The organism is Clostridium sp. (assembly GCF_051656525.1).
Classification (GTDB): Bacteria; Bacillota; Clostridia; order Clostridiales; family Clostridiaceae; genus Clostridium.
This window is the reverse complement of sequence record NZ_JBOGCC010000397.1, coordinates 1-6,982: the sequence shown is the minus strand read 5'-3', so window position 1 is coordinate 6,982 and position 6,982 is coordinate 1. Positions and strand designations below refer to the sequence as shown.

Below are 6,982 nucleotides of genomic sequence, written 5' to 3'. Positions count from 1 at the left end.
TTATCATTTAACTTAGCTAAATTTACTCCATATTTTTGTATGCCATTCTCAATAGAAGTTATCTTGCATAGAGTATTAGGTATCTCTTGCATAACAACTCCTGTGGCATCTTCAAGCTTATATAAGTACAATTCTCCTTGTTCGAATAATCTCTCATATATCCAACAAGCAGTATGTTTAATATCAAACTTATCTAAATAAATAGCAATTTCTTGATATGCTTTATCCATCTTATCCGCAGTTTTTAACTTATCAACTAAAATAGGATAAATCATAAAGTCATTGGTTAATATGGTAGATTGATAATTCAAAACCTTCTTGTAAATACCATTAGTAGCTTTAAGTAACATAGAAGCCTGTTGTAAAGTTTCAACATTAGCATATGGATTAGTTACAGCCCGTCTGATTTGCTCTCTAGAAATCTGTCTAGGTCTATACATTTCAGTAGATAATGCAGATACCCCACTCAATAAAGAAAAGTTTCTTCTACTCAACATCTCATTAATAGATTGTAATTGCTTATCAACATATTCGGGATTTTGAGCAAAAGCTAATCTCTTCTCTATGGAATCATTTACTTTAGGTACTTCTTTTGATTCTCTGGTAATTCCTTTTAAATTCATTAATCATCCTCCTTTCAAGACTTTGAACATATTACCAAAATGCAAAAGTCTGTTTAGTGCTTCTTTTCTTCTTCTTCTCTTCTTCTTGTTCAATCATATTTGCTAACCAGTTAGCATATGCGCATGAAGAATATCTATCCTTCCTCGCACTACCTTTTTCATTTATTCTTACACTACCATTTAAGATAGTGTATTCTAAGTTAATTAGCTCATTTACAAGAGCAGTGGTCTGAACGTAGGGAAGCATAGTCCTAGCCTGTTCGTCAGGAGATGATTTTAAAAACTCTCCACCACTTTTCTCTAGCATTTCAGTTCTAGCATCCATATGATCTATAAGAAGTTTAAGTTTTTTCTTTTGGAAAGAAGCAAGTAAACCAGTGGCAATATCACTATTGAAAGCAACACTAGGATGTGCTATAGTATAAACGACCGGTAAAGCACCTCTTGAGGCAATTTTATCAACAGTATTATCATCATTCATAGAAGTATAAGCTGGATACTCCTCACCACGCTCCGAATCCTCAGTAATTTTCTGCAATTCTGACCACACACTACTTCCGACGCCAGATCGATCAAGTGCTATATAGTCTGCCTCAAAATCTTTAAATAACCTTTTTATAATCAACGCTTGTTCATCAGGCTTCATACCGTTATGACTTTCCATGTGAACCAGCTGTCTCTCATATATTCCACCATTGGGAAGAACTCTAAGAAGTGAGAATACAGAATTATCGTTTTGCTTACCAGCTGATATGGCTATATCCGCACCTATAATACGTATTTCATTAGGCTGCTTAGGCATAGCTTTATTTCTTTTATTTTTATTTTTTAAATAATCCACAGTAGTAGGTGGATAGAAAGGTCTTCTTAATGTTCTACAAGGATTTATAACATCTGATTTATAAAATGCACTATCAGATTCATTGTAGAACTTACCACAATACTCCATTACGAAAGAAGCATGTGTCATAGTTTCCTTCTCCATTTCCTTCTTAATATATGACTTAGTCATAAGACCATGTTCTAATGAACAAGTAAAAGGAATAGAACAAGCAAACGAGTTTTTACCCTTTAACATATCTGTATAAGTTTCTTTAAATACCTCATAAGAATATGTAGAAGAATACCACCCTGAAGAAAGATATCAATTATATTATCCTAAAGGTTTTTTATCCTCTAGTTCTAGGAGTTTCCTCCATTATGAATGTGTCTTTTCACATTCTAGTTTAGCATACATTTTCACACTACAATCTGTACAAAGTGTGTCGAGTACTCTTGGATACATTATATTCTATGGAGAGTAATTATCTCTCAAAATAGTTTCAATATCTATGCGTTACAGTGATAATTAACTTTTAAATTAATTATTTACCTCGGTATTGACTTATCTAATATTAGACTTAGTCTTTCTTACCAAGTATCTCACGATACCTATGACCGATTTTACTCGATTTGCTATATAGACTTATTGTACTTTATCTATATAGAGACATCTCTATCTGTTTATTTTCTTCTTGAAGGTGTTTATATTTTGCATTTTGTAAATATCCTGGTTGTCTAGGAGCTGTTAAAGTAGGTATTAAAACACCATTTATAATATCCTTATCAACCATTCTGTACTCATCTGTTATTAATATATTACTTCTTTTACTACGAGCATTGTCGTTTGCAGTTAATACTTTAATAGTACTTCCATTCCAAAACTCAACAGAACATTCATTTGCACTCGTCTTAATTTCTTTAATTTCTTTTCTTAAAGCAACAGAACGAGGCATTAACTCATCTTTAATCTTCTCAGAAATAATAGTATTACTCTGAGATTTAACTTTAGATGAAATGTTTATTTTAGTACCTGGGAATAGAATACATCTACAACAACAGTAGACCGCAGTAAGATACGTTTTCAATTATGTTATCACATAGGCTCTTTATCCTATGTTTCTTATACTTTACCATTGTGTAAGTTCAGACTATATTTTCACTCTCATGTTAAAAATGCAATGAGTGTCGAAGGCTCGTGGGAGTATTTTTAGTAGCAATAACCCTCAACTCCTAGTCGTTACAATCACCATTTGCTTATGGCAATCTCGATATTGTCCATTTTAAGGAGGACTCTTTCGATTTCCCTCAATTACAGCATTAAGCACTTGCATTTTACTTAATACTAGGCACTTTGTATTTTACCATTTTGAATTAATAGACACTATTAAAACACAGGAAAATACTGGCGTTTCGCACCTAATCCGCCGAGAAGCCAAAAAAACAAATGTATCTGATTTGTTCATCGCATATATTAATATTTGTTGGAAGATATGTAGGTTAATATCAAGATAATCTAAGCAAAATCTATGTGGATTTGCTCTCCAAAAGCTAGTCCAAATATCAATACCATTCATAAGATTATCATAAGGTCTCTTAGATAATTTATCTCTTTTAGTATGCTTAGTCTTCATCTGAAACACCATCCAACTCTTTGGTAAGCTTTTCATCCATCACAATTTTATCACTACCATCTTCTAATGAGTACTCACCTTTGGCAAGTCCAATAGCACTAGCAAAGGGTTTTATCATATGCCTATTTAAATACTTCCAAAAACCATCTACATCAAGATATTCTTTTAGAGGTTCACAAACAGGTCTTTCATTTTCTATAATCTTCATCTTCAATGAATACACATCTTCATCTGCTTCACCAAAATTTTTCTGTTGACTTGGCTTTAAATTAGCATCAGTCATTTTCTTTGAAAGTAAATCAGAGTATTCTCTTGCTGTCTTGAAATCTCCGTCTCTCATTGATTTATCTCTTATGTGTTTTATAACACACATTTCTTTTATTATCTCTAGTTTCATAAAGTCATTTTCATGTTCAAGGTTATTTTCATACTCCTTAAAGAAATATTCCAAAGCAAGATAATCATCATCTGTGTATCCCTTGCCCCATCTAACTCTAACTTTATCTGAAACAGTTTTCTTTACTTCTTCGATAGCTCTTTCAACATTCCCATCAAGAGGAATATTATCAGAATCAATACTAGTTAATCCTTTATATTGTTGCAGAGAATTAACCTTAGCCAAGTACACCTTAGCCAAACTATCATTGTCTTTTTCTTTTAAATTCTTGCGCATTACAGCAGCCAAATCATCATTGTAATAAATATCTAAATTCATACATAAATGATACAAAGCCTTAAATTCATTTTCATATTTTAATAGTAATTGTTCATACCTTTCAAGAGTACAGTTCTTACAAATAGGTATTCTACCATCATTGTGCTTATACACTTGACTATGACTCATATAAAAATTCTTTTCAATAACCCTTGACTTACCACAGTTCGCACATTTCATTTTATTACTAACTGCCATAAACTAATCTCCTTTTATATGTAAAAAATTGCCCTAGTGAATTTACCGTTCTCACTAGGGCATGTAAATAATATATATAAATTAAGGGAGATTGAGTTTAGCCTATTTCTAAGCTAAAACAAGCACACAACCAACTAGGGGGAAGTTATATGCTTGTTTCACCCCTAGAAAAGAGGAGGGTAGTCCTAAAATAAAACTACCCTTTTATCTAAAATCTTACTCTATTTAGTTCTATCTAATACCTCTGACATCGATATTATAAGTACACTCTCTACCATATTCTCTACTAAATATCATGTACTTTTGCATTGGTTTTGAATGTAACCTTAGATTCTTAGCGTATTCGTCTGTGCCTCCAAAACTACCATTACACACTAGCTCGCTTTCACCAACAGTATCTTCTTTGATATTATGATAATGAGCAATACACATATAATCAATATTAGTTTTTAACATAGAAGTCATTTTAGGTATAGCATTTTTTAATGTATCATTATTTCCGTGAACACCTACAATAGTTCTATCACATATATTTAATACAGATATACCACTATCTATATGATTTTCTAAGAATACTACATTAGGTAACTCTTTTATTCTTAACTTTATAAACTCTTTCATAAAAGGAACAAAACTATCCTTGTCTGTATTTTCACTTTTATTAGCAAATATTCTAGAATGATTATCATCTGTCATGGACAATGTTACATATGGAACTTCTTTAGCTATATTATACACTATTGTAGATATTGCCTCTGATACATTAGTAACTTGCTCAACTATAGATTCTCTATTTGATAATCTAGTAGTTGTATGGATCAGTCCATTTACGTAATCACCTAATCCAAGTATATTGACTTTTTGAACCTTATGTAGCTTAGATATGTTAATCACTCTTTGAACTAAAACTTCACATCTTCTATTAAACTCAGTAGAATTGTAAGAGTTCCAATAGTTTTCTACTATCTGTCCATAATGTAAATCACTAAGTAGCAAAACACCTTCTCTTGCTATATTATCATTCTCAGGTAGTATTACTTCGTATTGATAATAAGGTTTTAACTCACACGCCTTCTCCCAAGAATATCTAACTGTTTCTAGTAGTTGCTCATATCTTGCTTGATATCTTGATTGTCTATTAACCTCAGCTCTTAAGTCAGATAATTGAACTTTCTGTTTCTTTATCTCTACCATTTGCTCGACTAATTTTTGGTGTATATCATCAGATATGGAATCCATACCCTTCTCTTTAATGTAATCATCATACTCTTTGTATGCATATGACAACTTTCGTAGATGATCGCTCGATATATTTAATCCAAGCTCACTTGCTATTTCTGACCAATCTAAATCTATTTCTTTATTTAATTTCTTTAGACAGTAATCTTTTTTCTCCTCAAACTCCTTAATATTCATACAAATTAGTCCCTTTCTAATTTATATTTCTGACTCAGTAGCTATTGTTATGCTTATATTTGCACAACCTTCAAATTCTCTTAATACTGTCTCTAAATCTGTTTCTATTTCTTCTTCTTTTAATCTTTCCAATATCTTTATACCTTCATCTCCAAATAAAACCTCGGCATTTTTCATTGAAATTGTTTTCTTTTTCTTAGCCATCTCAATCTCTCCTATTAATTTATATTTTTAATTTATATATAAAAATAACACTAGGTATCTAATCAATCCTAGTGTTATTCTTGCTTTCATCTTTATGTAGATTTATTATGAAATCTCTTCCCATTTGAGTAAAGTGTCTATTATAGATTACCTTACCATTGTCAAGTATTTGCTGCTTTAAACTAGTGTATCCTAAGTCTGCATAGTCACTATATAATACATATGACTTATTAACCTTATATTGTATACCTTTATCAACAAGATATTTGTTTAAAGCAATAGCTGACTTAAATCCTAATTCCTTAGCTATTTCAGTAGCAGTATAAGTCTTATTAACATGCATTAATATAGTATTCTTCTTTTCTGCTTCAACTCTTGCTTCCTTTTCTTCTTTAAGCTTGGTTAATAAATCAATCATAGCTTGTGGATCATTATAAATCATATCTACAACATTATCAGTCATATAAGCACCATGTTTTCTTATAGAAGGTAGCACTTCATTAGTTACCCACCTTTTAAACTCTTTTGCACTTGGTAATTTTGAGCTAATTACTAAACTGTACATACCACTTTCATTGATTATAGTTAAGCTTTGCTTTCCTCCAAGGGTGTCGCATTTCGCTACTACCTTATCTTCGGCATCAACATGTTTACTTAGAGCGTCTCTACCATTTTGGTATCCCAACTTTTCAGTTAAATCTTTCCCTACAAACCAAGGTTGTCCATCTTTTTCTAAAACTCTTATTTCACCAAAAACTTCATTATTAAAAACTTGTAAATCTTTCACTATATCAATCTCCTCATATATTATCTTTATTTTAATTAAATATAAGGAGGGAGGTAATTATCCTCCAAATCCTTGCTAACTATTATTATAGTATATAGTCAAATACTGTATTGGAGCCAACTATGAGGTACGACCTCATTCCTTCTCTATTAGAGATGTTCTACAAGTGAACTAAATTAGCATAGTAGTGGGAATTTCACCCACTAAATTAAATACTAGAAAGGAGTTCCACAATTATGGAATATAAACAAAAAAATTTGAAAAAGTATTATACAGTACATAACACAGTCACTTTTTATATCCAGTGTTGCAGCACCTAGTCTATAACAGCTTAAGTGTAACTGTTGGTAGGTCTCAATATTAACTCATAGACAAAATTAAAAATATCCTCGACATGCTTGATTTAACCTATACAATCTAGCTAAGGTAAATGGAGAAAGTGGTGGAAATCAAACCCACGCTAATGGAGTTGCAGTCCATTCTCTCGTCACGAGAAACACTTCCATATTTAATCTCACACAATTTATTAACCTCTTGGTGCGAGTTCAAGAAGGATTTTGTCTACGAGATATCTACTCATAAATTT

7 protein-coding genes and 1 tRNA gene are annotated in these 6,982 nt (G+C 31.5%); all 8 read right to left on the bottom strand.

Annotated features, from left to right (window positions below; translation table 11 throughout):
• A partial coding sequence (locus ACRDDY_RS19300; RefSeq protein WP_438566535.1) for a hypothetical protein occupies positions 1 to 623 on the bottom strand: 623 nt, incomplete at its 3' end.
• A gap of 31 nt (positions 624 to 654) precedes the next feature.
• Entirely contained in the window at positions 655 to 1,701 is a 1,047-nt protein-coding gene (locus tag ACRDDY_RS19295; RefSeq protein WP_438566534.1) for a hypothetical protein, read from the bottom strand.
• Between the two features lie 397 nt (positions 1,702 to 2,098).
• The gene (locus ACRDDY_RS19290) at positions 2,099 to 2,530 is read right to left on the bottom strand and encodes a hypothetical protein (RefSeq protein WP_438566533.1); all 432 of its coding nucleotides are present in this window, start codon (positions 2,528 to 2,530) and stop codon (positions 2,099 to 2,101) included.
• Positions 2,531 to 3,065: 535 nt separating this feature from the next.
• Positions 3,066 to 3,989, bottom strand: coding sequence for a hypothetical protein (locus tag ACRDDY_RS19285; protein WP_438566532.1), 924 nt, complete (start codon positions 3,987 to 3,989; stop codon positions 3,066 to 3,068).
• 231 nt (positions 3,990 to 4,220) lie between these two features.
• Positions 4,221 to 5,405 (bottom strand): hypothetical protein, encoded by a 1,185-nt coding sequence (locus ACRDDY_RS19280; protein WP_438566531.1) that lies wholly within the window; start codon positions 5,403 to 5,405, stop codon positions 4,221 to 4,223.
• 21 nt (positions 5,406 to 5,426) lie between these two features.
• Positions 5,427 to 5,609, bottom strand: a complete 183-nt coding sequence (locus tag ACRDDY_RS19275; RefSeq protein ID WP_438566530.1) for a YonK family protein — start codon at positions 5,607 to 5,609, stop codon at positions 5,427 to 5,429.
• A 58-nt stretch (positions 5,610 to 5,667) separates the two neighbouring features.
• A complete protein-coding gene (locus ACRDDY_RS19270; protein WP_438566529.1) occupies positions 5,668 to 6,396 on the bottom strand; it encodes a BRO family protein in 729 nt (242 codons plus the stop codon).
• 431 nt (positions 6,397 to 6,827) lie between these two features.
• Positions 6,828 to 6,900 (bottom strand) — tRNA-Cys (locus ACRDDY_RS19265).
• Positions 6,901 to 6,982: the final 82 nt, after the last annotated feature.

Coding starts and splice junctions, on each gene's coding strand:
- ACRDDY_RS19295 (WP_438566534.1), bottom strand. CDS start 1,701: ATGTTAAAGGGTAAAAACTCGTTTGCTTGTTCTATTCCTTTTACTTGT.
- ACRDDY_RS19285 (WP_438566532.1), bottom strand. CDS start 3,989: ATGGCAGTTAGTAATAAAATGAAATGTGCGAACTGTGGTAAGTCAAGG.
- ACRDDY_RS19280 (WP_438566531.1), bottom strand. CDS start 5,405: ATGAATATTAAGGAGTTTGAGGAGAAAAAAGATTACTGTCTAAAGAAA.
- ACRDDY_RS19275 (WP_438566530.1), bottom strand. CDS start 5,609: ATGGCTAAGAAAAAGAAAACAATTTCAATGAAAAATGCCGAGGTTTTA.